This window comes from Polyangiaceae bacterium (assembly GCA_015075635.1).
In the GTDB taxonomy this organism is placed as follows: domain Bacteria; phylum Myxococcota_A; class Polyangia; order Polyangiales; family Polyangiaceae; genus JADJKB01.
This window is the reverse complement of the sequence record JABTUA010000002.1, coordinates 736437-760752: the sequence shown is the minus strand read 5'-3', so window position 1 is coordinate 760752 and position 24316 is coordinate 736437. Positions and strand designations below refer to the sequence as shown.

The window sequence follows — 24316 nt, the reverse complement described above, 5'->3', positions numbered from 1 at the left end:
CATGCTCGTTGCGATCTCCGTGCAGAGGTCGCATCCTGCCCGGAACCCGCGAAATAGTTGCCAACCTCACTCGAATCGCCAACGAAGCCAGCGCCGTCGCGGTCGCGTGGCACGTCGTGATCGCGCTCGTCGGCGTCGCCTTCGCGTTCGGATTTCGCCCGTCGGTGCGCGTCGCCGCCGTGTCGCTCGGTCTGCCGCTCGCGTCGGTGAGCATCCTCGCATGGGTGTTCGGCAATCCCTTCAACGGCGCGGTTTTTGCGCTCATCACCACGGCGCTGACGGCCCTCGCTCTCGGCGGAGCCTCGTCCCCGGTGGCGCGGGGGCCGGACTGGTCTTCCATGCTGGGCGTCCTACTCGTCGCCTTCGGCTGGGCCTACCCACACTTCCTCGACGGATCGCCGCTCGTGTACCTGTATCGCGCACCGACCGGCACCGTGCCCTGCCCGACGCTCGCCCTGGTATGCGGTCTCGCCCTCGTGGGCGGCGGGCTCGTGGGCGGCGCGTGGCGGCTGCTCCTGGCTTCGACAGCCACCTGCTACGCGCTGTTCGGCGCGCTGCGGCTCGGTGTCGCGATCGACTGGATCTTGCTCGCGGGTGCGCTGGGGCTCTTGGTGCAGTACTTCCTGGCGCCCAGCAGGCGCGCTCAGCTCCGCTGCCCGTAGTCCACGGCCAGTGTGCGATCGCTCCCGCTCAGCGGCTCCGCAGCAGCGCGACGCGACCGCAGGGTGGCGCCGTGAGTGCTCCACCACTCCCGGGCCCGCTTCGCGTCCCAGGGCGGCAGGCCGGTGTCGCGCAGGCGCTCTTGCAGCTCCAGCGCGGTCTGCGGGCGCTCGGCGGGGTCCTTGGCCAAGCACTGGAGCAAGAGCTGCTCGAGCGCCGCAGGCACGGGCTGCCCCAGACGCTCCGACGGCGGCGTCGGCACGGCGTCGAGGTGTTTCAGGCACACGTCCACCACGGCTGTGCCCTCGAACACGTGGTGGCCCGTCAGCATGTAGTAGCCGACCGCGCCCAGCGCGTAGATGTCGCTCCGACCGTCCACCGCCTCCGGGTTTCGGATGGACTCCGGGGACATGTAGAGCGGCGTTCCGAGGAGGGTGTCCGCCTTCGTCTGGAGCACGTCGCCACCCGCGTCGATCTGCTTGACCAGGCCGAAATCGACGATCTTGGGCACGTCGGGCGCTCCACCTTGCTGGCACAAGATGATGTTGGCGGGCTTGATGTCCCGGTGGATGAGCCCGATGTCGTGCGCTTCTGCGAGCGCTCCGGCGACGCAAGAGAGCACGTTGACCACCCGCTCCGCCGGCATGGGCCCGCCGACCTCCACGATCTCGCCCAGATCAGCGCCATCCAAGAGCTCCATCGCATAGTAGAAGGTGCCGTCGGGCGTGCGACCGTAGTCGAAGATGGTGACCGTGTTCGGGTGGCTCAGCCGAGCCGTCTGGCGCACCTCTCGCTCGAAGCGCACCAGGCTCTCGGCTCCCGCGCGCTCCGGCAGCAATAGCTTCACCGCGGTGTCCCGCCGCAGCATGGCGTGGTGCGCTCGGTACACGGCGCCCATCCCACCTTCGCCGAGCTTGTCCTCGAGCACATATTGCCCGAGCTGGCGCGCCTCCTGCACCTGTCGCTGCAGACCGTAGATCACGCGCGACACCGCCGCCGACGCGAGCGCGAAGGCGATGGTCCAGGCGAACACGAAGCCGGGCTCGGGCTGCGCCTCGGCCCCCCGGTGCCAGTAGCCGTAGGTGACGATCAGGCTGGCCACGACGCCGACTGCGAAGGTCCGTGGTCCGCTGCTCGGCACGATCGCCGCGCGGGCGACGACCGCGAACGCCACTGCAAACGCAGGCCCCGGGACGACCAGCTGGGCAGGAATCGTGGCCAGCAGCCCGGCGCCCATCAGGCAGATCCCGAAGGTGCTCGCGGCGTCGATCACCCCGAGGGCAGTCATCGAGCGCTCGCCCCGGCGCACGAACCGCCAGGCCGAGAGCAGGCCCAGGAGCAGCGCCAAGTGGAACAGCATGCCCAGCTCGAGCATGCCGCGGGCCCCCGCTCGGCCGACGGCCCCAATCGCGTCGATCAGGTAGAAGCTCCCGAGCAGGATCAGCAAGAGCTTCACGTACAGGGCGACGCGCTCCTGCTGAAACGCGCGCGGGTCCGCCGACGACGGAGCGCTCGGGCCAAGGACGCGGTTCCACAGCTTCATCTCCGCCGCGCCATCCCTCTTTCGTCATCGTCTACCACACCGGCCACCCTTGGTGAGCGGTTCGACGCCGGCTAGGGTAGGCGAATGCTCTCGAACCCTCGCGTGGGGCTCCTGGCGGCGCTGCTATTCCTGGCCCAACCGAGCGCGGCGCAGCCTGGGCGCCAGCCCGGCGAATATTTCCACGACGGTGTCTACGTGCGGCTCGGCGTCGGCGTCGGCCTCGTTCGTGACGACGTCAGCATGAGCCAGAGCGGCGCCTTCGGCTTCGAGCAGGAGGGAACCGTGACCGGGTTCGGCCAGGCCAACGAGCTCGCGGTGGGTGGCGCGCTGGCGCCTGGGCTGATCCTCGCCGGTGGCTTCTTCCTGAACGCCGCCTACGGAGTGAAGTCCGATTTCGGCGACGTCGAGACCCAGACGAGCGACGGCTACGCGGTGGTGACCTTCGGCCCCATGGTGGACTACTACCCAGACCCCGCATCCGGGCTGCACTTCGAGCTGGGCTTCGGCCTTGGTGCCACGAGCGGCGTGGCGCTGAGGTCGATGGACGAGCCCGGCGGCGCGACTGGCTACGGCCTGGCGCTGGGAGTCGGGCACGAGTGGTGGATCGCCAAGCAGTGGGGGATGGGCGTGCTCCTGCGACTTCAGCACGTCGAGGCGGAAGACAACATCGTCACGCTGCTCGGCCCCGAGTTCGACGCGAAGCACTCTGCCAACGCCCTCGGGTTGATGTTCACCGCCACCCTCAACTGAACGACTACTTCCAGCTCCATCCGCAGTCGGGGCACCGCTCGGCGTCACCCACGATGAGCGTGCCGCACTCGAAGCAGGTGAGCTCGGCGTCCGGACGACCCAAGACCACGACCGTGTCGCACTCCCGACAGCGGAAGCCTCGATGTCCGACCTCTGGGTAGATCGCGTTTCCCGCGGCGTCCGTGAAGCACAGGGATGCATCGTCGACGCGACTGGCAGGCCAGAGCCGGGGCGAACGCAGCTCGATGCGTCCCTCCTGCAAGGGCGACTGGCAGTTGGGACACAGCACGCGCTCAGGTTAGCGGAGGGGCGGGGCGGCAGCGAGCATTCAGCGCTTGGGACACGAGAGCTGGACCCCGAGCCCGCCGAGCGGCACGTCGAGATCGAAGTAGACACTCGGCGCTCGTCCCGTCACCTGGACCGAAACCGCACGATGCGTCAGGTTCGGGCGAGAGCCTTGCGTCACGTTCGCCATGCCGGTCGCGCGCGCGGACTTCCTGGCGCCCGCCGCGAGCGCACCGAGCTCGCGGCGCTCGGTGTGCGTGAGCGCCTTGCCGTAGCAGCCCTCGTAGTGCACGAGCAGCGCCACCTGCTCCAGGCCGACGTCGAGGGGGTTCGTGAAGTCGATGGCCAGGTCGTCGCCGTCGAGGCGAGCCGCGAGCTGCTCGAAGCGCCGGCTGGCCCGAACGCGGAACGACGCGAGGCCCGGGCCCGCGTCGCGTCGGAGGATCACGCCGTCCGGACCGTCGATCCAGTCCGAGCGCCTTTGGATCGGCAGGCAGGTTCCGGGGTCTCGCGGCAGCTTGGGCTCACCCTGCTCGAGCACGGAGCCGAACAGGATGACGGGCGTGCCGCGCAACGCCTCGAGCCCGCCCACGTTCCCTTCCAGGCGCACCAGGCCCGCGCGCAGGTGTACGTCCTCCCAGTCCGCCTGGTCGATGCTCTTGCAGAGCTTGGTGCCCAGGCGATGGATCGTTCCGAGCAGCACGGCCTCGTCGCGCGTGCGCTCGGCGGGCCCGGGCGGCTCGGCTGCGACACTCGCGCTCGCGGGCCCAGGCACCGCGACCGACGCGGGCTCGGGTTTGTCCGGCGCACGGGGACAGGCGGTGAGCGACAAGGAGAGGAGGACGGCAATTCGTCGCACGGTGGGGCGCTCGGTACTGTACCCGCGATCCGAGCTCGATGTTGCTGCCGCGCGGGTCTTCACGAGATGTCCCTGGCTCGGCGCGGCAGCCGGCGCTAGCCTAACGGGGAGCTCGGAAGGACAGTGCCATGCTCTCCCGTTCGCTGTTTGCATCGCTTTTCGTCTGCGGCGTGCTGATCGTCGGCTGCGGCGGCGAGAGCGACGAAGGCCTCTACGGGAAGGGCGGCAGCCCGGGCGGCGGCGGCACGGGCAATCTGAGCGGAAGCGGCGGCGTCGCGCTCGGGGGCGCAGCCGGCACCGCGAGCGGCGGCAGCGGGAACGAGGCCGGCATCGGCGGGACCGCCGCCTCCGGCGGAACCGCCGGCGACGCCAGCGGTGGCGCTGGCAACGTGGGAGGCAGCGGCGGCGGCGGAGCCGTCGGTGGCAGCGGAGCCGTCGGTGGCAGCGGAGCGGTCGGTGGCAGCGGAGCCGTCGGTGGCAGTGGAGGCGTCGGCGGCAGCGGGGCCGTCGGCGGCACGGGCGGCGCAAGCGGCGGCACGGGTGGCGGCGGAGGGATCAGCAGCTTCGTCGCCTGTGGGACCAGCAGCTGCGACGGCTCGCTCACCTATTGCTGTCAGAGCTACTCGACCGGGAGCCTGAAGGGCACGTGCAACCTGTTCTTGCAGAGCTGCCCGGGGACCAGCGTGCGCTGCGACGGACCCGAGGACTGCTACGGTGGCCAGGTCTGCTGCGGGAACCTGGTGCAGAATCGTCAGGGCTACTGGTTCTACTCGGAGCTCAGCTGCAAGTCGTCTTGCAGCGGCAACACCAATCGCGTCGTGTGCGGCAAGAACGCCGGCGTTTGCCCCTCCGGCACGACCTGCAAGGGCAGCACCATCCTTCCCGGCTACAACCTCTGCGGCTGAGGTAGCCTCGGCGAGTGCTGCACGCCGTCTTCGTGCTCTCGGGCTTCGCTGCGCTGCTCTACCAGGTCGTGTGGCAGCGCTCGCTCTACGCCATCTACGGGATCAACGTCGAGTCGGTCACCGTGGTGGTGACCGCGTTCATGCTCGGGCTCGGGCTGGGTAGCTTGGCGGGCGGCGCGGTGTCGAAGGATCCCCGGCGGCCCGCGCTCTTGTGGTTCGCGCTGGTGGAGCTCGGGATCGGCGCGTTCGGCTTCTTCTCGCTGGCGTTGTTCCGCGAGGTCGGGCGGGCGACCCTGCACCAGTCACCGCTCACCACGGCGCTGGTCACGTTCCTGCTCGTGCTCCTGCCCACGCTGCTCATGGGCAGCACGCTGCCGCTCCTGGTCGCCCACCACGTGCGCGCCACCGGCAACGTGGGCCGTGCGGTCGGCGGGCTGTACTTCGCCAACACCCTGGGCTCGGCGGCCGCGGCGGCCGCGGCGCCGCTGGCGCTCTTCGCCCCGCTGGGTCAGGCCGCCACCGTGCGCATCGCGGTCGCGATCAACGTGGCCGTCGCGGTCGGCAGCTACGCGTTGTTCCGCAGCTCCCGCCGCCCCGTCGAGGCCGGCTCGTGAGGCTCCGAATCGCCGTCCTGATCGCGGGAGCCAGCGGGTTCCTCGCGCTGTCCTACGAGATCCTCTGGTATCGGGTGATCGCCTTCATGACCCGCGGCATCGCCGCGAGCTTCGGCCTGCTCCTCGCGGCGTACCTGGGTGGATTGGCGCTGGGCTCGTGGGGGAGCCGGCTGTTCTGCCGCGACGCGCGGCATGGCGGCGAGCTCCGAGCGTTGCTCCCGCTCGGCGCCTTCGTCGGCCTGGCCAATGCCGCGAGCGCGGCGGTGGTCCCGGTCTTCGCGTGGTCGGCGAAGCACACGGACTTTCGCGCGGGGCTCGGCATGGTCGCGCTGGGGGCCGCGCTGCTCGGCGCGGTGCTGCCGCTCACCAGTCACTTCGGCATCGACCCCGACGAGCGGGCCGGGGCGCGACTGTCCTACGTGTACCTCGCCAACATCGTCGGCTCGGCGCTGGGTAGCGTGCTCACGGGCTTCGTGCTCCTGGACGCGTGGCCCATTCTGCAGATCGCGCGCGGGCTCGCCTACGCGGGCTTCGGGCTCTCGGCGCTGCTCTTCGTCGCCAGTCGCGTGCCGCGCCGACAGCTGGGAGTCGCCCTCGGGTCGCTGTCGCTCCTGACCGCGCTCGTGGCTTGGTCGCTACCGCGGGGCTACGACCGTCTATACGAGCGGCTGCTCTACAAGCACGAGCTCACGAACCAGCGCTTCGCGCGCGTCATCGAGACCAAGAGCGGGGTCATCACGGTGACGGACGACGGCACGGTCTACGGAGGCGGGGCTTACGACGGCGTCGTGAGCACCTCCATTCACCGTGACCGCAACGGCATCGTGCGCGCTCTGGCCATCGGCGCCTTGCACGGCGCGCCGCGCGAGGTGCTGATGATCGGTCTGTCGTCGGGCTCCTGGGCGCAGGTGGTGGCGCACCTGCCCGGTGTCGAACGCTTGACCGTGGTCGAGATCAACCCGGGGTACGCCGAGCTCATCGCCGAGCACGCCGAGGTGAGGGGCCTGCTGGCGAATCCGAAGGTGACGCTGGCCTTCGACGACGGCCGGCGATGGCTGTTGCGCAACCCCGACCGCCGCTTCGACCTGATCGTGATGAACACCACATGGCACTGGCGCGCCCACATCACGAACCTGGTCTCGCGCGAGTTCCACGAGATCGTGCGCGGTCACCTGCTCCCGGGCGGGGTGTTCTACTTCAACACGACGTGGTCGGAGGACGTGCTCCGGACGGCCGCCAGCGGGTTCCCCCACGCGCTCCGCGTCAACAACTTCATCGCGGTGAGCGACGCTCCCATCGACTTCGATCGCCGGCGCTGGAGGCGCTCGCTCGAAGGACTTCGCATCGAGGGGCGGCCCGTCATCGACGTCGCGCGGGACGACGACCGCGAGCTGCTCGAGAGCCTGCTCGCCTACGGTGACCTGGAGGGCCGGGAGGCGCTGCTCGGCCGCACCGGCCGGGCCGGCATCGTGACCGACGACAACATGCTGCCGGAGTTCCGCGAGCCGCTGCGCTACCCGAAGCTCGAGTGAATGGCGGGCCGGCGCTGCGGTTCGAGCACGCGCGTCAGCGTGCCGCTCGCTCCGCGCGCTCGAGCTCGGCGAGCTTCGCGATCTCGTCGAGCACGCGCCGGCCGACCGCGATCTGCGCCCGCAGTCGCGCAGGATCGGCCGCGAGCAGCTCGCCGAATTCGACCGGCGGACCGAAGGCGATGATGATGGGGATGCCCGTGCCGTCGAGGGTGGAGCGGCACTCCGCGATGAAGTCGTTCGTCATCCCGTTGACGAACACCGGCACCACGATGGGCGCCGAGCCGAGCACCACGCGGCCGAAGCCCTGCTCGGGGGGAAGGAGAGCGTAGGGGTCGTCGCCCTTGTTGCGCGTGCCTTCGGGGTGGATGCCGACGACCGTACCGGGCTTCTTCAGCTCTTCTGCCAAGAAGTCGAGACCGACTCGCGTGACGGCGCGCTTCTCGGTCTCGCGGTAGACCGGCGGGTACATGCTCATGGCGCTGGCCACCACGTTGGTCAGGACGCCCAGCGGGTGGTCGTACCAGAACTGAGCGCGCACCGGGAAGTAGGCGCGCTCGCACCAGTCCACGTGTTTGTGCAGGTGCGTGAGCACCATGTACATGTCGAAGAAGCTGCGGTGGTTCGCCGCCAGCACTACCCCGCGGTCGGGCCGGAGCGCCAGCATGTGCTCGAGCCCGAGCAAGGTCATGCGCCGGTCCGACACCAGCGTCATCCAGCGACCGGTGAACGCCTCGTTGAAGCGGCGGGCCGCGCGCTTCACCCGCGGCGACTCGTTGACGGCGGCGCCCAGCCTCAAGGCCACGCGCTCGAAGCGGGTGAGCGAGGAGAGGTCGGCGTCGAGGACCCGCACGGCGCTCCGGTGGTAGGAAATCGAGCGGGAGACCGCAAGTCGGGAGCGTCGCCGGCGGGTCACGAGCCGGGTGTGAACCCCCGTCCCGGGCCCCTCGTCTGGCACGCGAAAGCGTGCGATCCTGACTGGCACACGAGTTGCTGGAGGACCCCCCCATGCGAGCGGCGATGCGTTGGTTCGGTGCGAGTCTGTGTGCTTCCCTGCTGGTCGGCGCCTGCGGCGGCGACAGCGACAGCGGCCTGAGCGAGAGCAGCGTGCCCATCGAGGACGTGCCGGGGCTCTACGCCGGCGCCGTCTGCAAGGCGTACGAGGCCTGCTTCGCCGGTCTGCTCGAGGTGTTTCTGGCCGGCGAAAGCTGCCAGACCAACTACGAGACCGCCATCGGCGACGAGCTGCCGCGCATCAAGCAGGCCATCGACGACGGCAAGGTCCTCTACGACGGCACGAAGGTCAAAGCCTGCCTGAGCGCCATCGAGAAGCGGGGCTGCAGCCTGGAGGGTGAGCCCACCGAGTGTACCGCCGCCCTCGACGGCACCGTCGAGGTCGGCGGCGACTGTCAGGCGGACATGGAGTGCAAGGGTGGCGACACCTACTGCAAGGTCGCCGCGGCTTGTCCCGGCAAGTGCTCGTCGAAGGAGTTGGCGGGAGGCAGCTGCGACCAGGACTCGGACTGCGCCGCGGGGCTCAAGTGCTCGGAGGCCACGGACAAGTGCATCGTGCCGGCAGCGTTGGGCCAGCCCTGCGAAGGCGGCGGCACCGCGCCGGAGTGTCAGCCTGGGCTCTTCTGCCTTGGCAGCGACGATGACGGCAAGAAGCCGGGCGCATGCAAGACCTTCGAGGACGGGTTCTCCGGCAAGCTGGGCGACCCCTGCTTCTTCGACGGCAAGCCAGCGTGCACCGCCGACCTGCGCTGCATCGTGCAGAGCGTGGACACGACCACCGGCAAGATCGTGACCGCGTGCGGCGCGCCCTTCGCCGCGGGCGCCGCCTGCAAGATCGCGATTCCCGACGGCTGCCCCACGGATCAGTACTGCAAGGTGCTGCAGAACTCGTTCGACGGCACCTGTACGCCGCGCCCGGCGGCAGGGCAGGCGTGCGGGAAGCTGTTCGACGACGATCTGTGCGCCGCCGGCGCCCGCTGCGAGAACGGCACCTGCCGCGCGCGCCAGCACCTCGGCGCCCAGTGCACGGTGGACGACGTCTGCTACAGCGAACACTGCGTGGGTGGCGCCTGTGCGCCGTCCGGCAGCTGCAGCTGACGAGCCGGGTTCCCCAGGCCCACGGCTTCGGCTAGCTTCCGGCCAAGATGGCCAAGCAGAGCGTGAAGGTCGGCCTCGTGCAGATGTCGACGCTGGACGACAAGAGCGCCAACATCGACAAGGCGCTGGCTCAGGTCCGGGTCGCGGCGGGGCGCGGCGCCCAGATCGTTTGCTTGCAGGAGCTGTTCGCCTCGCCCTACTTCTGCCAGGTCGAAGACGCGGCGTTGTTCGACCTGGGCGAGGCCAAAGACGGCCCCACCGTCTCGGCCGTCGCGAAGGTCGCCCAGGAGCTCGGCGTGGTGGTCCTGACCAGCATGTTCGAGCGCCGCGCGCCGGGCCTCTACCACAACACCACCGTCGTGCTCGGCACGCGGGGCGAAGAGCTGGGCGTGTACCGCAAGATGCACATCCCCGACGACCCGCTGTTCTACGAGAAGTTCTACTTCACGCCGGGTGATCTCGGCTTCATGAGCGTGGACACGCCCTTCGCCAAGGTCGGCCCGCTCGTGTGCTGGGACCAGTGGTACCCGGAGGGCGCGCGCCTCACCGCGCTGGCCGGGGCCCAGATCCTGTTCTACCCGACGGCCATCGGCTGGCACCCGCAAGAGAAAGCGTCGCACGGCGCGGCGCAGCTCGCCGCCTGGCAGACCATGCAGAAGAGCCACGCCATCGCCAACGGCGTGTTCGTGGTGGCGGTGAACCGCGTCGGCCACGAGGGGCCGAACGACGGCGGGCTCGAGTTCTGGGGCCACTCGTTCGTGTGCGATCCGGCTGGTGTGGTGCTCGCGGAGGCGGGCACCGGCGAGGAGACGCTGGTGGTCGAGCTCGACCTCGGACGCATCGAAGAGCAGCGTCGCGGCTGGCCGTTCTTGCGCGATCGCCGCATCGACGCCTACGCGGGGTTGCTCGAGCGCTACCTGGATCGGGGCAAGTGATGGCCGCTAGCGCTGCGGCAAGACAGACGCGCTTCCGCATGCCCGCCGAGTGGGAGCCCCACGCGGCGACCTGGCTCGCCTGGCCCCACAACGAGACGGACTGGCCCGGCAAAGGGCTGATGGTCGAGTGGGTGTTCGTGGAGATGGCTCGGCTGCTCCACCGCCGCGAGCGCGTGCGGCTGCTCGTCTCGAGCCGCGCCCAGAGGAGCCACGCCAAGAAGAAGCTCGCGCAGGAGGGCGTGGACCTCGCTCGCGTGGACTTCTTCGTCGCGCCCACCAATCGCTCCTGGACCCGGGACTTCCTTCCCAGCTTCGTGGTGGACCGCCAGCGGCGCGTCGCGGCCGTGAAGTGGCAGTTCAACGGCTGGGCGCGCTACCCGGACTGGAAGCGCGACGACGAGGCGGGCGACGCCGTCGCCACGCGCTACGCGGAGCTCGTGTCCCGACCGGCCTACCGCCGGCACGGCAAGCCGGCACGGGTCGTGCTGGAGGGCGGCGCCATCGACGTGGATGGCGAGGGCACGCTGCTCGCTACCGAGCAGTGCCTGCTCAGCGGGCCGCGGGCGCGCAATCGGGCTCTCGGCCGCGAGGGCACGGAGCGGGTGTTCCGCGAGGAGCTCGGCGTCGACAAGGTGCTGTGGCTGCCGGAGGGCATCGAGGGGGACGACACCAGCGGGCACATCGACGACTTCGCGCGTTTCGTTGCGCCAGGGCGCGTCGTGCTCTGCCAGGAGAAGAACCGGCGCGACCCGAACCAGCGCATCTTGGCCCGGGCGGCCGAGCGCCTGCGCGGCGCCACGGACGCCCGGGGGAGGAAGCTCGAGGTCGTGCCGCTGCCCATGCCGGAGCCCGTGGTGTTCGCCGGTCAGCGCTTGCCGGCGAGCTACGCGAATTTCTACCTGGCCAACGGCGTCCTGCTCGTCCCCACCTTCAACGACCCCCGGGACGGCCAGGTGCTCGGCGTGATGCGCGAGCTCTTCCCGAAGCGGGAGGTGGTCGGCGTATTCTGCCGCGATCTGGTGCTCGGTCTCGGCACTCTGCACTGCAGCACACAGCAGGAACCCGGATGAATCCGAAGCTCTGGCTCCTCCTGATCTTCAGCGCGCTCCTGGCCTGCAAGGGCTCGGAGAAGAGCGCTGCCTCCACTGCCGCCCCGGCGGCGACTCCAGCCCCGCCGCCGCCCAAGCTGCCCTACCGGCCGAGCGTCTCCGAGCTCGAGAAGGTCTGCGCGGGCCAGGGGGTGCCGAACATCGAGCCCCAGCCGCGCGACAAGGCCCGAGCCGCGCTGTTCGTCAAGAGCGACCCGGCGGGCAAGCTCGAGCACGTGCCCTACGAGAGCGTCGTCGCCTACAAAGATGGCCTCGCCGTCTCGCTGGAGGACGCGAGCTTGGTCGCCTGCATCGAGGTCACGAAGAAGAAGAAGCTCACCACCTGCGAGATGAAGCCGCTCGACCCCTCCAAGATGGGCGGCACGCTCACCACCTACGGCTGGGACTATGTCGTCAGGCTGCGGGACACCAAGACCGGCAAGGTGCTCTCCGAGAAGAAGATCACCCGGGCGGACAAGAAGTGCCCATCGCTCCACAGCTTCAAGCAGCTCGAAGAGGATCTGCTCCCCCCGTTCGAGACCGGTGCGTCGCTCGCCGTCTCGAACTACCGCGACGGCAAGTAGGCGGCCTTGACGATCAGGTAGCGGAACGGCGCTTCCGCGCTGGCGTTGTCGATCTCGAGCTTGCCCCCGAGAGGCAGACCCGCAGCGCCGCCAGGGCGGAGCGCGTGGGCCAGACCGTCCACGTAGAGCACCGCCTCTCCCGCGAGGCCCACGACGATCTCGGAGTCCGTCTGCTGCACATGGGCGCCGACCCGACCGCCCGGCGAGAGCTCGCACAGCAGGACCGTGGTGAACGGCGCCGGCAGCGGGCTCTCTTCGAGCGCCTGGACCAGCACGCTGCCCACGCCTCCGAACAGGGCTTCGCGGCGGACGACCCTAGCGGGGTCGAAGTCCATCAATCCGCCTCGGCGTGCGCGCGCACGCTGGCGCCGGTACGAAGCGCATCGAGCTCTGCCACACAAGCGGCGGCGGCGGCGGGCGAGGGCGCAGGAATGCACACCGTCTCGCCGTCGAAGACCGAGCGGTTCACGTAGCGGAGCGCCTCGCCCAGGCTCAACTCGAGCGTCCGCTCGACCACGCGGATCACCTTCACCGTGCCGACGCTCACGGGTCCGCACAAATCGGGTTCGATGCTCAGGCGCACGCAGCTCATCTCAGCGATCCTTCGCGCAGCGGAAGCCCAACGTCACGTCCCGGTAGCTCGCCGGATGAGCTGCGCGCTTCTCCGGACGGAGCGCGTCTTCCTTCGTGCTCTCCCAGTTGCCGCCGCGCACGACCTTCTTGCTCGCGTCCGGGGCGGCGCCGCCGTACGGGCCGTAGGCCGTGCTCGTCCACTCGCTGACGCCGCCGGCGAGGTCGTGGATGTCGAAGGCGCCGGCCTTCCTGCTGCCGACCCTGCACGGCACGCGCCGATTCCAGCAAGCGTTCTCGTCCGAAGGCAGCGCCTGACCCCAGGGCCAGGCGAGCTTGTCGTCGCCTCCGGTCGCCGCCCACTCCCACTCCGGCTCGCTCGGCAGGCGCAGGCCCTTCCACGCACAGTAGCGGGTGGCCTCCTCGAAGCTCACGCAGCTCGCGGGCAGGTCGGCGTTGTCGGCGAGGTTGGCGCTGCACTGCGCGCTCTGCGCCTTGTGCTCGGCCTCGGGGAGCGGAGAGAGCAGGCGCACCTCGGTGGGCAGCGCTTCACAGGCTCTGTTCGACTCACACGCACGATAGTCCGCCACGCTCACCTCGCGGGCATCGAGACAGTATTCGGCTACGGACACCTTCTGCTCGGGGCGCTCGTCGGCGCTGCCGCTGCCCGCGGGCGAGCCGAGCCAGAGCGTGCCGCCCGGTACGAGCAGCATGCCCCTGGGACAGCTGCTTTCGGGCTCGGCCGCTTCGGGAGCAGCGGCGGTAGGCTGAGCCTTCGGGCTCTCGGCCCTGGGCGGCGGTGCCGCCGGGCTCGGCGCGCACGCCGAGAGAGAGCCGATGAGTACGGGGCCCAGCCACTGCGAAAATCGGCGCATCACGAGCCGAGTCTCGACAACCCCTGAGCGTTTGGTCAAGCCAGGCCAAAATCGCGAGATCCGCTGGCTTTCGTGCGCGACGCGGGATCCGGCACGAAAATCGTTGCCACGAAGTTGAAAAGACCGCGCCCGTGGGCCACGGTGGGGCCCTCCCTCATGCTGCGTGCCCCCCAGATTCTGCGACGTGCGACCGGGCTCCTGGCTCTGGCGTTCGGGCTCGGTCTGGCGCAGCCCGCGCTCGCGGCGCCCGCCGACGCGCCGGCCAAGGCTGCCAAGCAGAGGAAGCAGAAGAGCAAGGCCAAGCCGCAGAAGACCGACAAGACTGCGAAGAAGGCCGACAAGCGGGGCGACGCGATCGCGAAGGCGAAGAAGCAGAAGGCGGACGAAGAGAAGGTCGCCGCCAAGGCCAAGCCGGGCCTCGTGAAGGTCAAGCCTTCCGAAGACACCAAGGCCGACAAAAAGCCCGACGAGAAGGCGGACACCAAGCCTGCCAATTGGGTCGTCGAGAAGCCCAGCGCCGAGACGCAGACGCAGAAGACGGCCCAAGAGCGCGGCATCAACCCCTGCAACACGCCGGACAAGGGCTGGGGCGTCTACGACAAGTGGAGCCGCGCGCCCTCGATGGGGCAGATGATCTCGCCCGGCAAGGGCGGCATCGCCGCGAACGGCGCCTTCGACGTGATGTTCCACTTCCACGGCCACGAGCCGGTGCGCAAGGAGTGGACGCAGGTGATGGACGGCGCCGTGCTGGTGGGCATCGACCTGGGCATCGGCTCGGGACCTTACGCTTCGGCGTTCTCGGCACCGGACTCCTTCAAGAAGCTGGTGGAGAGCGTCGAGAAGGCGATGGCCGACAAGACCGGCAAGAAGAACGCCCACGTGAGGCACGTGGGCCTCTCGGGTTGGAGCGCCGGCTACGGCGCGGTCGGCGAGATCCTCGGGCAGGCCTACGGCAAGAAGGTCGTCGACACGGTCATCCTGCTCGACGGGCTGCACAGCGGCTACGCCGGAGACTCCCTCAACGGGGCGCAGCTCCTGCCGTTCGTCGAGTTCGCGAAGGAGGCCTCGGCGCGCCAGAAGCTGATGTTCGTCAGCCACTCGTCGATCATCCCGCCGGGCTACGCCTCGACGACCGAGACCGCGAAGTACCTGATCGAGAAGGTCGGCGGAAAGCCGCGGAAGACCAAGCCTCGGGGCGCCGACCCGATGGGCCTGGACCTGAACGCGCGCTTCTCCAAGGGGAGCTTCCACGTCCGCGGCTACGACGGCAACGACAAGATGGACCACTGCGCCCACATCGGCCTGCTCCGCGACGTGCTGAAGGTCCACGTGAAACCGCGCTGGGACTCGCCGAAGGGTCGAGCCAAGAACTGACGGACGCTCGGCGATGACGGTCGTCGAGACGCTCGCGGAGTGGGTGTGCGCCGTCGAGCACGGCGACGTGCCGGAGCGCGTTCGGGAGCTCACCCGCGCGCAGATCGCCAGCGTGATAGCCGCCATCCACGCCGGCCAGCACAGCCGCGACGCGGGCGCGGTACGGACTGCGGTGAAGGGCTGGGCTGCCACGGGTCGAGCCAGCGTGATCGCGAGCGGCGAGCGCTGGTCGGTCCAAGATGCCGTGCTCGTGAACAGCGCCTACTCCATGGCGCTCGACTACGACGACTACCTGTACATGGGGCACACCGGACACTCGGCGGTGCTCGCCGGCCTCGCTCTCGGCGAGGCGGAGAGCCACGCCCCGAAGGACGTGCTCACCGCCATGGTGCTGGCCAACGAGCTCGGCGGTCGGGTCGGCGCCAGCGCCGTGCTCGGCCCGCAGAACGGCCAGGCCTGGAGCTTCATCCACGCCGTGGAGGGCGCCGTGGTCGCCGCCAAGCTCTGGCGTCTCTCGCCCGTCCAGACGGCCAACGCGCTCGCCATCGCGCTCTACCAGCCCACCTTCACGCTCTGGCCCGGCTTCATGGGCCCCGGGAGCAAGGTGCTGACCGCGGCGCACCCGACCGTGGTGGGGATGCAGGCAGCCGCCTTCGCGCGCGCCGGCATGACCGGGGCGCGGGAGATCTTCGAGCACCCGCGCAAGGGCTTCTGGGCCTCTTTCTCCTGGGCGCCGCTGCCGAAGATGCTCTCCGGGCTGGGTGAAGCCTGGGTCAGCGACACGCTGGCCTTCAAGCGTTACCCCGGCTGCGCTTACATCGACACCACGCTCGACGCGCTGTTCGCCGTGCTCGCGGAGTATCGCGAGGCGACTGGACGCGATCTCGTGCCCGCAGATGTGAAGCGCATCGTCGTCGACGCGAACCTGCTCAGCGTCGAGATGGACAACCTGTCGAGCGAGCACGTGCGTCCGGGTGAGCCGCTCTCGCCTGTGAACGTCAACTTCTCCATCCCGTTCAACGTGGGCATCGCCGTCGCCGCCGGCGCCCACGACGGCGCTGCGCTGAGCCAGGAGGCCCTGGACGCGAACGACGCGGCGATCCGCGAGATCGTCGGCAAGACCGAGCTCCGTCACGACTGGGGCATGAGCCTGGCGGTGGTCCGGGCCTTCGACGGCGCTCTGGGCGGGGGTGGCACGCTGGGCCAGCTCCGGCCGACCCAGCTCGCCGCCGTGCTGGCCGGCTATCAGAAGCAGCTCGGCGGCAAGAAGCGCACGGGCGTGCGGCCGAGCGCGCTGCTCGGCGAGTGGAGCACGCTCGGCCGCATGCTCGGCGCCGCGCGGCGCCGCGGCGGTGGACGCTCCGGGCCCCGCGACTTCACGCGCTTCCGCATGGTGTTTCCGGCCCAGGTCCGCCTCGAGACCCAAGACGGCGAGCGCTACCAGGCGCGGCAGGACATTCCCATCGGAGCACCGGGAGAGCCGGGGCGAGTCGAAGCCGCGTACGCCAAGCTCGCGCGGGAGGTTAGCTTGCCCCGTGAGCGCGCCTTGGCGCTTTCAGACGCGCTCCGGGATTTCGAAGCCAACCCGGTGGCGGACACCGTGCGCCTTTCGTGCGGCGCGTGACCTCCGCTAAGCTCGGCCCGCGATGGAAGAGGAAGCACCGAAGTCGCTGCGCAGGATCGCGCCGACCGTCTCGCTCTTCCTCAAGAAGAACCCGCCGGTGGGCGCGCGGCCCGGCGCCCTGGTCATCGGCAAGGACGCTCCGAAGCCGCGCATCCACGTCATGGCTTACGACGCGGATCACCTGCACGAAGGCGACCTCGATCGCGTCTCCGAGCTGCGTGAGTTGATGCGTTCGCACGCCGTCACGTGGGTGGACGTACAGGGGCTCGGCGACGAGAAGGTGCTGCGTCAGCTCGCGGATCTGTTCGCGCTGCACCCGCTCGCGTTGGCCGACGTCGTCAACGTGCCGCAGCGACCGAAGACCGAGAGCTACGAGGGCCAGCAGCTCTTCATCTGCGGCATGCTGCGCCTGGACGAGAACGGGGACCTGCACAACGAGCAGGTCAGCGTCTTCATCGGCAAGGGTTATCTCTTGACCTTCCAGGAGAGACACGGCGACCTGTTCGATCCAGTGCGGTCGCGCCTCCGCGACAACGTCGGCATGCTGCGCGGCTCCGGCGCGGACTACCTCGCCTACTCGATCATCGACACCATCGTGGACGGATATTACCCGTTGCTCGAGGTCTTCGCGGACGAGCTCGAGGTGCTGGAGGAGCGGGTGATGAAGCGCCCGCGGCCGGAGCTCCTCATGCGCGTGCACGAGGTGAAGCGCACGCTGCTCCTGGTGCGGCGCGCGGTCTGGCCGCTCCGCGACGCGCTCTCCAGCTTGATCCGCGATCCCGTGCCGATGGTCACCGACTCGGCGCGGATCTACCTGCGTGACACCTACGACCACTGCATCCAGGTCTCGGAAATGGCCGAGAGCTACCGCGAGCTGGTGAGCGAGCTCACGAATACTTACATGTCCGTGATCTCGAACCGCACCAACGACGTGATGCGGCTGCTCACCGTGGTGACGACCATCTTCATTCCGCTGACCTTCATCGTGGGCGTGTACGGCATGAACTTCGAGCACATGCCGGAGCTCAAGTGGCCGAACGGCTACTTCATCGTGCTCGGCGGCATGGGCCTCTTGGGCGTCGGCCTGCTGATCTACTTCCGTGTCCGCGGCTGGCTGGGCGTGCCGGACGAGCCGAACGAAGTGGATGACGACTGAGCGTCACCCGGGGGTCAGCTCGGCGCGCGCCCGATCGCGCTCCCGGTCCAGCTGATCGCCCGTGGCGCCGAGACCGCGGAGCAGGTGCTCGGCCATGGCCAGGGCCACCTCGCCCTCCGCCGAGACCACGGTGTGAGCGCCGGCCTGCCGGAGCGACGCGACCTCACCCACGTAGGTCGTCCGCGCCATGATGGTGATCTTCGGGTTGAGCTCCCGCGCCTGGCGGATGACGGCGTCCGGCGAGCCGGAGGCGGCGAACACCAGGCTGCCCGCCGTGCGCACGCCCGCCTCCTCCAGCACGGCCTGCTGCGTGGCGTCGCCGAAGATGGCGCGGATGCCCTGCTTGTTCAGGCCGTTCACCGTCTCGTGGTTCAGCTCGATCACGGTCGGCTCGATCTGGTTCTCGATCAGCAGCTTCGACAGCGTCCGACCCACCGGTCCGTAGCCGATGACCACCGTTCGGTGCGCGGCGTCCACCGGTGGACCTGGCTCGTCGGCCTTGGCGCTCCGCCGCCGCAGGCGGGCGTCGAGCCAGCGCGAGAGCGGCGGTGCCAGCCGGTAGATGAGCGGGTTCAGCGTGATGCAGATCATGGAGACTGCGACCAGGGACTGCGTCGCCCGATCCGGCAACAGGCCCAGCTGCCGCCCGAGCGCGGCCACGATGAACGAGAACTCGCCGATCTGTGCCATGCCGAGCGCCACGGAGACGGCGTTCTTCGCCGACTGCCCGCGGGCCAGGGTCATCCCCAGCGTCACCAGCGGGGTGCCGATCAGCACCAGGCCGAGCGTGGCGGCGGTGAGCCCGATGTTGGGCACCACCTGGGCCGGGTCGAACAGCATGCCCATCGACACGAAGAAGAGCACCGCGAAGGCGTCGCGCATCGGCAACGCCTCCGACGCGGCCCGGGTCGCGAACTCCGACTGGCCGACCACCATGCCAGCCAGGAAGGCGCCCAGCGCCATCGACGCGCCGAACAACTTCGCCGAACCGACCGCGATGCCGAGGGCCAGCACCAGCACGGTCAGCGTGAACAGCTCGCGGGACCGGGTCTTCGCGACGTAGCCCAGGAGCGCCGGGATCACGCGATTGCCCACGAGCAGCGTGAAGGCGACCAGGAGCGCGATCTTCAGCACCGCGAGCCCAGCGGACATCAAGAGCTCCTGAGTGCCGCCGCCGCCGCCGGCCTTGCCCGAGAGGATGGGCAGCATCACGAGCACCAGGACCATGACCAGGTCCTGCACGATCAGCCAGCCGATGGCGATGTGGCCGGCGGAGGTGTGCAGGACGTCCGCGTCGGAGAGCACGCGCAACAGCACGACCGTGCTGGCGATGGAGATGCTCAGGCCGAACACGATGGCCGCGCCCGACCCCCAGCCGAAGGCCCGCGTCACCAGGTACCCGCCGGCCGTGGCCAGGCCGATCTGCACCAGCGCGCCCGGGAGCACGACGTGGCGCACCGCCAGCAGCTCCTTCAGGTGGAAGTGCAGCCCCACGCCGAACAGGAGCAGGATCACGCCGAGCTCGGCGAACTGCTCACTGATCGCGCCGTGCGCGACGAAACCCGGCGTGAACGGCCCCACCGCCACCCCCGCGAGCAGGTAGCCCACGATCGGCGAGAGCTTCAGCTTCTGGGTGACGAAGCCCAGGAGCAGCGCCGCCGCGAGGCCGCCGGTCAGCGTGAGGATCAGGTCGAGGTTGTGAGGCATCGGCCTTGGATCTCAACGGTGCACGAGGAGGGACTCGAACCCACACACCTTTTGGGCGCCGGAACCTAAATCGGGAGCTTCTGTCGCGAACGGATGCGAACCGAGGTGATCCGAGGGGTTGCAGGTCACCGTATCACGCCGTTCGGCGTCGTTCAGCGACGTTTCCGACGATTCGCCGACGATTGGAGGAGGGCTGGTCAAGGGGCCTTACATACGCCTTGTCCGCTTGCATCGGGGACACACTGGGCAGGCGAGCCCGAGAGGCATTCTCCATCCGTCGCGCACGACTGGTAGCACCAACCCAGCGTGCCGGGTTTTGGAGCAACGCCGGTCCCAAGCGCGATGCACCGGGCTCCGTCACCGCAGGCGTCGCTACGGGTAGCAACGCACACTTTCGAGCAGACTCCGGGTTCTGGCGGGCCTCCACCCAAGCCGAGGCATGCCTTGCAGGTTGAGTAGGGCGACATGACCGCAGTGCAGGGCGTCCCGATGGGATCCGAAACCGCCGGGTTGGAGACGCAAAACCCAGTGCCGGGATGGCAGAATTCAGGGTCACAATCGTCGTCGGACGCGCATACGGGAACGCAGAGCCCGGTGTCGCCGGAGATCAGCATGCACGCCAGATCTTCGCGTCCGTGGCAGACACCCGGCAAACCCGGAATGCAGCTCAGAAGGCAATGCTTGGCAGGCCCCATCAGGAGGGTCCAGCACCTCGCGTCGAGGTCGTCGCAGGCCGCGCCCGGCTCAGCGTCGCATTCCTTGGTGCAGTACCCATGTGCCGGCCCGCCGCTGCTCGTCGTGGCATCGTTCGAGGCGAGGCAGATGAGGCCGCCACGGCAGTCGGCGTCGCCCGTGCATTCCGTGCCTACTGAGCCGCCAGTCTCATCCGTGTTGCCGCCACATGCCGCCAGGCCACACACGGCAAACGGTACGACCACCACGGCGCACCTCAGAATGCGTCGTCCGATTCGCGACATGAGGCTCACGCCGCTTACCCTTCCCCCGTCTCCGATCCGACGTGGTCGCCGTGCAGCTCTCGCAGCTTGGCGACCGACTGATCTAGGCTGCACTGCTTGAGGGTGTCGAGCAACTCCGGAAGCGTTCTCGGCGGGTTCCTCAATGAACCGGCCTGCTCGCGAACGACTCCTGCAATGGCAGCGGGCGCGAGGTCGATCAGGTCCAGCACGAAATCGTCCGGATGGACGGCCTCCAGGCCGTAGGGTTCCAGGGCCGAGTGCGGGAAGTCCCTCAGGTTGAAGGTCACGATGGCCTGAGCACCAGCACGGATCGCGGCGGCAAGAACATGCCGGTCGTCCGGATCCGGAAGCGAGAGGCCGTCGATCAAGTGCTCGTACCCGGTGACGGTGCAGTCGGCGATGGCTTCCCGCATCAGCTCACGAGTTCGAACCAGGGCCTCCGGCTTCAGGTCGGGGCGTTGCTCCTGGATCGAGCGGAAGCACTCGTCGAGGATTGCTTCGGTCCACCGGACCCGAACCAGACCGACCATTCCGATTCGAATGAGGAGATCTCGCAGCGGTGCTGGGTACAGCGCACACGCATCGTAGATGACGACGAACGCCATCGGTCTTCAGTACCCGAGACCATGCTTCTGTGCTTCGGCGGTCAGCTCGTCGAGCACAGCCTTCCTGTACTTCGAGTCCTTCTGCTTGTAGGTCAGGAGGTCGGCCACCTTGACTCGGCGATGCGTCCCCACCATCCGGAACGCGATCTTCCCCTCGTCGAGGAGTCCGACCAGGAACGGTCTGGACACGTTCAACATGTCTGCCGCCTGCTGCGTCGTCAGCTCAGCATGCACGGGGACGATGGAAACCGCGTTTCCGTTTGCCATCTGCGCCAAGATGTCGAGGAACAGCTCGAAGGCCTCTCGCGGGACAGAGACGGAAACTTCTTCCTTTGCACCTTCCGGTCGCACCCGGATGGTCCGGCTGGATTTCCGGCGCAGGACCCCCGACAGGGCTCGCACAGCCACCTGGGCCTGCTCGGAGTCCTTGGTGGTCGGAATCTTCAGAGCCGTCGCGTTCATGGATTCAACCTAGCACCCAAACGCAATAACCGCAATAAGTGAAACGAGCGAAACGGCGGAGTCCCTGCCTTGGCGCAACCAAGCAAGCAAGAGCCGGGGCAACGCAGGTTCCCCGAGATGTTCGTACGACGGCCGAGCAGCAACCTTACCGGAAAAGCCTAGGAAGCGCCGAACGGCGCATGGTGACGAAGGCAGCCCCCGGCTTGCCAGTCGGCACCAGGAACGCGCCCCGGTCGAGCTTCTTCGTGAGGATCTGATCGCCGTCCTCGCTCACGAGGTAGAGCAGGAGAGTGTCCTGCTTCTTGTTGGTGAACAGGAACGCCGTGTCAGGTTGGGGCTCCACACCAAGCGTGTCGGCGCAAAACGAGCGGAGCTTCGTCGGCCCCCAGCGCATGCTGACCGGCTTCGGGTAGATGAGCACCTTGGTGATCTGCCGAGGGATGAGAAGGTCGAGCAAGGTCACCTCATCCTCCTTGATGCGGTTGGCTGAGACCGTCCTCGGATCAAAGACGACCCCATCGTCATCTACTTCGGTCGCGCAGACGCCACGGAACACGTCCGCGAGTCGTTCGAGACTCGGAGCACCATAGCCGAGCAGGTCGAGATCCTTCGTGGCTCGATGCGGATGCTTCGACCAGATGGTGAACCGATTGCGTGATCCTGTAGAGCAGGCGCTCCAGAGCGTAACGGGCGAGGACGAAGTTGTACTCCTCACCTCGCTCCTTCGAGAGCTGCAGGAGCCGGTCCCGGACCGAGTGGGCGACGTTCTTCGTCACGAGAACGACTCCATGTACGGCTTCATCACTCTGGATACCCGACAGACTTCGGCCGCTCGAAGAAGATCGTCCATCGAGCGCCCCCTCTTGCCGAGGTAATCACGCAGGGCCTCGACCGCCACGTCGATCCCGATCTTGTTCCGGTACTTGAAGCAGTCGGCGACGGTCTTGGCACGCGAAGTGACCTTGACCTCCACGCCCTCGATGACGTGCTCCTCGACGCCGAACGTTCGAGCCCTTCCGGAGAAGCGCACGATCCGCATTGGCGGCCAATCTGTCTTCGGTTTCCTTGCCTTCACGTCGATGGCAACCCAGACCTCGTGGGGGCTCTGCGTCGTCATCCCGTGGAAGGCGAGAGCCGAGAGCAGGCACACGATCCCGGCCGGCACTCTCTTTGCGGCTTCGACCAGCGTGTGGTGCTCGGTGACCTTGGCCCCGGCCGACACGTACAGGCCCCGACCGACTCGCTCCAGCTTTCCGGCTCGGGTGAGGCGCCCGAGCGCGGTCCTCGACACACCCTTCTTTGCGACCTCCCGAGGCCGAAAGACCGCCTGCCCGGCTGGTTCTCCTGAATGGCTCGAAGCGTTACGATTCGTAGGCACTTGCTAAGATTTACCGACGTTTCGCAACGTGTCAAGCCGCTGTGAGCCTCCACTAGCTGAGCGATTTCAACGGTGCACGAGAAAGGACTTGAACCTTCACTCCCTCTCGGGAACCGGAACCTAAATCCGGTGCGTCTGCCAATTCCGCCACTCGTGCGAGCGGGCGAAGCCTAGTCCAAGTCAGGGCTTGCCGGTACCCGGCGGGTTGTTCAGGCACCACTGCACGTGGGCCGGATCCGGCGCGGCGCTCGGCACGCCCGCCGGGGGCGTGAGGAAGGGCGGGCTCGCGAAGTCGAACATGTCCAGCATGGGCCAGGCGTTGGCGTCCCGCGCGGTGAGCGCCGGCAGGTCGAAGCGGTTCTGGATGAAGCGCGTGACGCTGGTCAGATCGGTGACGAAGTGGCTGACGTAGCCGGCCTTCACGTACGGGGAGGCGACCAGGATCGGCACGCGGAAGCCCAGGCGGCCGAAGCCGTGCGTGGGGGGCTGGTAGTTGTCCGGCTGGCACGCCTGCGGCGGCGGCACATGGTCGTAGTAGCCGCCGTGCTCGTCGTAGATCAGGAAGAACACCGTCTTCTTCCAGACCGTCGGGTTCGAGGTCAGGGTGGCGTACACGTCCGCCACCAGCTTCTGTCCGAGCTGCGGGTTCGCGGGCGGGTGCTCGTCGTTCTGGTTCGCGCCGCTGAAGGACGGATCGATCAGCACCAGGTTCGGGAGCTGGTCGTTGGCGACGTCGGTGGCGAAGTCGGACATCTTGACGCCCAGGTTCTCGGCGTTCAGGCCGAAGAGCACGGCGAACGAGACCAGTCCGTCGCGGTAGATCTTCCAGGTCTTGCCCGCGGCCTTCATCTGATCCGTGATGCGTGGCGCTTGCTTGTAGATGGGGTCCGCGACCGGATCGATGGTCTCCGTCTTGGTGTTGCCCCAGGCCGTGCCGGCGTAGAAGAAGAAGCGATTGGGCCAGGTCGGGCCGAGCGTCGAGCTGAAGAAGCGATCGCTGATCGAGTAGGTCTTCGCCATCCAGTAGTAGAACGGGAAGTCGTTCTGGTCGTGGTAGCCCATGGCCCGGGCGCCGCCCGGGTTGTTGGTCTTCACGAAGCCGTCCAGCATGCCCTGGTTCCACTGCTCGTGGACCGGCTCCCAGTCGTGGTTCACGTCCTCGATGCAGAAGCGCGTCTCGTGGAAGCGGTAGATCTTCTCGTTGTTGGTCGGATCGACGTTGAAGTCCTGGTCGGTTGCCACGTCCACGTCCGTGACGCCGTAGGCGGGCAGCTTCGAGAAGTAGTGATCGAAGCTCCGGTTCTCCATCATCAAGACGACGATGTGCTCGAACGGAAGCGTGTCCCCGTGCGGCACCTGGGGTCCGACGGTCTCGGTGGTGAGCGCGCCCTTGTCGTATTTGCACTGAAGCCGGTCGAGGGAGTGCAGGTCGTAGGGCAGCGGGGCCGGGCCTCCGCTGCCGCCGGAGCCGGCCGCGCCGCCGCCGCCGTCGCTCCCGCTCGTGCCTCCGCTGCCGCTGCTGGCCGAGCTGCCCCCGGCGCCGCCCGAGCCGCCGCTCGCGGAGCTGCCGCCGCTGCCTCCGCTGCCGCCGCTCGCCCCGCTGCCGCCCACGCCCCCACTCGAGCTTCCGCCCGACCCGCCGCCGCTCTCGTCGTCGCCGCAGGCCGCGAGGGCCATGCCGAAACCCAGTGCCACCGCCCAGCTTCGCATCCCAACAGGATAGC

General features: G+C 68.6%; 25 protein-coding genes and 1 tRNA gene. 12 read left to right on the top strand and 14 right to left on the bottom strand.

The genetic code is table 11. The features are described 5' to 3' along the window. The first annotated feature begins 116 nt into the window (after positions 1-116). A complete protein-coding gene (locus HS104_19750; protein ID MBE7482198.1) occupies positions 117-662 on the top strand; it encodes a hypothetical protein in 546 nt (181 codons plus the stop codon). Here the strand turns inward: HS104_19750 and HS104_19745 are convergent. Next, positions 644-2203: a serine/threonine protein kinase gene (locus tag HS104_19745; protein ID MBE7482197.1), complete on the bottom strand. Its 1560-nt coding sequence runs from the start codon at positions 2201-2203 to the stop codon at positions 644-646. The genes HS104_19750 and HS104_19745 overlap by 19 nt on opposite strands. Before the next feature lie 84 nt (positions 2204-2287). On the opposite strand from HS104_19745, the gene HS104_19740 reads away from it, so the two are divergent. Next, complete coding sequence (locus HS104_19740) at positions 2288-2953, top strand: hypothetical protein (GenBank protein MBE7482196.1); 666 nt, start codon at positions 2288-2290, stop codon at positions 2951-2953. Between the two features lie 4 nt (positions 2954-2957). Here HS104_19740 and HS104_19735 read toward each other — a convergent pair whose 3' ends face one another. Beyond that, entirely contained in the window at positions 2958-3242 is a 285-nt protein-coding gene (locus HS104_19735; protein MBE7482195.1) for a hypothetical protein, read from the bottom strand. 39 nt (positions 3243-3281) lie between these two features. Continuing rightward, the gene (locus tag HS104_19730; GenBank protein MBE7482194.1) at positions 3282-4097 is read right to left on the bottom strand and encodes a hypothetical protein; all 816 of its coding nucleotides are present in this window, start codon (positions 4095-4097) and stop codon (positions 3282-3284) included. A 128-nt stretch (positions 4098-4225) separates the two neighbouring features. Between HS104_19730 and HS104_19725 the strand changes: the two genes are divergently transcribed. Genes HS104_19725 through HS104_19715 form a run of 3 tightly spaced genes read left to right on the top strand, consistent with a single transcriptional unit; the run spans position 4226 to position 7148 of the window. After that, positions 4226-5002: a hypothetical protein gene (locus HS104_19725; GenBank protein ID MBE7482193.1), complete on the top strand. Its 777-nt coding sequence runs from the start codon at positions 4226-4228 to the stop codon at positions 5000-5002. Between the two features lie 14 nt (positions 5003-5016). Further along, positions 5017-5616: a hypothetical protein gene (locus HS104_19720; protein MBE7482192.1), complete on the top strand. Its 600-nt coding sequence runs from the start codon at positions 5017-5019 to the stop codon at positions 5614-5616. Next, the gene (locus tag HS104_19715; GenBank protein ID MBE7482191.1) at positions 5613-7148 is read left to right on the top strand and encodes a fused MFS/spermidine synthase; all 1536 of its coding nucleotides are present in this window, start codon (positions 5613-5615) and stop codon (positions 7146-7148) included. Before HS104_19720 ends, HS104_19715 begins: the two co-directional genes overlap by 4 nt. Before the next feature lie 34 nt (positions 7149-7182). On the opposite strand, the gene HS104_19710 is transcribed toward HS104_19715, so the two are convergent. After that, positions 7183-7998: a 1-acyl-sn-glycerol-3-phosphate acyltransferase gene (locus HS104_19710; protein MBE7482190.1), complete on the bottom strand. Its 816-nt coding sequence runs from the start codon at positions 7996-7998 to the stop codon at positions 7183-7185. A gap of 155 nt (positions 7999-8153) precedes the next feature. Between HS104_19710 and HS104_19705 the strand changes: the two genes are divergently transcribed. The 4 genes from HS104_19705 to HS104_19690 are packed head-to-tail and all read left to right on the top strand — an operon-like array spanning position 8154 to position 11864. Beyond that, positions 8154-9257 (top strand): hypothetical protein, encoded by a 1104-nt coding sequence (locus HS104_19705; GenBank protein MBE7482189.1) that lies wholly within the window; start codon positions 8154-8156, stop codon positions 9255-9257. 47 nt (positions 9258-9304) lie between these two features. Further along, positions 9305-10192: a carbon-nitrogen hydrolase gene (locus HS104_19700; protein ID MBE7482188.1), complete on the top strand. Its 888-nt coding sequence runs from the start codon at positions 9305-9307 to the stop codon at positions 10190-10192. Next, positions 10192-11262, top strand: a complete 1071-nt coding sequence (locus HS104_19695) for an agmatine deiminase family protein (GenBank protein MBE7482187.1) — start codon at positions 10192-10194, stop codon at positions 11260-11262. The genes HS104_19700 and HS104_19695 overlap by 1 nt, the downstream gene beginning before the upstream one ends. Then, a complete protein-coding gene (locus HS104_19690) occupies positions 11259-11864 on the top strand; it encodes a hypothetical protein (GenBank protein MBE7482186.1) in 606 nt (201 codons plus the stop codon). The genes HS104_19695 and HS104_19690 overlap by 4 nt, the downstream gene beginning before the upstream one ends. Here HS104_19690 and HS104_19685 read toward each other — a convergent pair. The 3 genes from HS104_19685 to HS104_19675 are packed head-to-tail and all read right to left on the bottom strand — an operon-like array spanning position 11846 to position 13147. Further along, entirely contained in the window at positions 11846-12199 is a 354-nt protein-coding gene (locus tag HS104_19685; protein ID MBE7482185.1) for a cupin domain-containing protein, read from the bottom strand. The two genes, HS104_19690 and HS104_19685, sit on opposite strands and share 19 nt — an antisense overlap. Further along, complete coding sequence (locus tag HS104_19680; GenBank protein ID MBE7482184.1) at positions 12199-12456, bottom strand: hypothetical protein; 258 nt, start codon at positions 12454-12456, stop codon at positions 12199-12201. Before HS104_19680 ends, HS104_19685 begins: the two co-directional genes overlap by 1 nt. 1 nt (position 12457) lies before the next feature. Beyond that, positions 12458-13147, bottom strand: coding sequence for an SUMF1/EgtB/PvdO family nonheme iron enzyme (locus HS104_19675; GenBank protein MBE7482183.1), 690 nt, complete (start codon positions 13145-13147; stop codon positions 12458-12460). A gap of 318 nt (positions 13148-13465) precedes the next feature. Between HS104_19675 and HS104_19670 the strand changes: the two genes are divergently transcribed. Genes HS104_19670 through corA form a run of 3 tightly spaced genes read left to right on the top strand, consistent with a single transcriptional unit; the run spans position 13466 to position 17463 of the window. Continuing rightward, entirely contained in the window at positions 13466-14683 is a 1218-nt protein-coding gene (locus tag HS104_19670) for a hypothetical protein (GenBank protein MBE7482182.1), read from the top strand. Positions 14684-14696: 13 nt separating this feature from the next. Then, a complete protein-coding gene (locus HS104_19665) occupies positions 14697-16307 on the top strand; it encodes an MmgE/PrpD family protein (GenBank protein ID MBE7482181.1) in 1611 nt (536 codons plus the stop codon). Positions 16308-16329: 22 nt separating this feature from the next. After that, a complete protein-coding gene (gene corA, locus HS104_19660) occupies positions 16330-17463 on the top strand; it encodes a magnesium/cobalt transporter CorA (protein ID MBE7482180.1) in 1134 nt (377 codons plus the stop codon). A 3-nt stretch (positions 17464-17466) separates the two neighbouring features. Here corA and HS104_19655 read toward each other — a convergent pair whose 3' ends face one another. The 7 genes from HS104_19655 to HS104_19625 form a co-directional block, all read right to left on the bottom strand. Further along, positions 17467-19170 carry a cation:proton antiporter gene (locus HS104_19655; GenBank protein MBE7482179.1) on the bottom strand — a complete coding sequence of 568 codons (1704 nt, stop codon included), beginning with the start codon at positions 19168-19170 and terminating at the stop codon, positions 17467-17469. A 991-nt stretch (positions 19171-20161) separates the two neighbouring features. After that, complete coding sequence (locus HS104_19650) at positions 20162-20752, bottom strand: PIN domain-containing protein (GenBank protein ID MBE7482178.1); 591 nt, start codon at positions 20750-20752, stop codon at positions 20162-20164. Between the two features lie 6 nt (positions 20753-20758). Next, positions 20759-21214: a helix-turn-helix domain-containing protein gene (locus HS104_19645; GenBank protein MBE7482177.1), complete on the bottom strand. Its 456-nt coding sequence runs from the start codon at positions 21212-21214 to the stop codon at positions 20759-20761. Positions 21215-21359: 145 nt separating this feature from the next. Next, positions 21360-21671, bottom strand: a complete 312-nt coding sequence (locus HS104_19640) for an IS66 family insertion sequence element accessory protein TnpB (protein ID MBE7482176.1) — start codon at positions 21669-21671, stop codon at positions 21360-21362. A 315-nt stretch (positions 21672-21986) separates the two neighbouring features. Next, complete coding sequence (locus tag HS104_19635) at positions 21987-22592, bottom strand: type IV toxin-antitoxin system AbiEi family antitoxin domain-containing protein (GenBank protein MBE7482175.1); 606 nt, start codon at positions 22590-22592, stop codon at positions 21987-21989. Between the two features lie 73 nt (positions 22593-22665). After that, positions 22666-22749, bottom strand: a tRNA-Leu gene (locus HS104_19630). 23 nt (positions 22750-22772) lie between these two features. Next, positions 22773-24302 (bottom strand): hypothetical protein, encoded by a 1530-nt coding sequence (locus tag HS104_19625; protein MBE7482174.1) that lies wholly within the window; start codon positions 24300-24302, stop codon positions 22773-22775. Between the last annotated feature and the right edge of the window lie 14 nt (positions 24303-24316).